The organism is Bacillus sp. Nf3, from assembly GCF_003028545.1.
GTDB lineage: Bacteria > Bacillota > Bacilli > Bacillales > Bacillaceae > Bacillus > Bacillus safensis.
On sequence record NZ_PYUA01000105.1, the window covers coordinates 1 to 521 of the forward strand.

Sequence of the window (521 nt, forward strand, 5' to 3'; positions counted from 1 at the left end):
TGCCGACAAGGCAGATCCTGAGCGGCGATTGTTCTCGGTAGATCCCCTGTTTGATTCCCTCGAACGCGATGGGTTTTCGCGCACCGTACAGGAGTGGCATTTCAAGGCCTGCGAGTTTGATGGCTTCTGGTTGCGGGATTGCACGGTGGTGGAAGCGAAGGCCAGGTACGACCACTTCTTCGATGAAGATGGGCGAGCCAAGTACACATTCGTACGGTCAGGAATATTTGTGCCATGGCGAAGGCAGATCGTCAGGCAGCGCAGCGCCATTGCGATTGCTGGATCGCAAGGCAAGCTTATCTGGTGCTTCATGCAACGTCGCACCATGGCAGCGGCCGTCTCCATCGGCGGTATCGATCCTCTGCTCTGCAGATACGAGCCTTTTCCTGGAGAAGAAAGATGATTCTGAGTGCTCAAACCGCCCTCTGGACGACGCCTGTCGCGCGATCGCCTGAGGACGTCGTGCACCTGGCCAGGAACCTGGCCCATCATCTGGCACAGCAGCATCCCCTAATGAAACG

General features: G+C 57.2%; 1 protein-coding gene. It reads left to right on the plus strand.

What is annotated here, in order from left to right:
• On the plus strand, window positions 1-403 hold a 403-nt coding region (locus C9414_RS19795; protein ID WP_219909144.1), incomplete at its 5' end, for a Tox-REase-5 domain-containing protein.
• Between the last annotated feature and the right edge of the window lie 118 nt (window positions 404-521).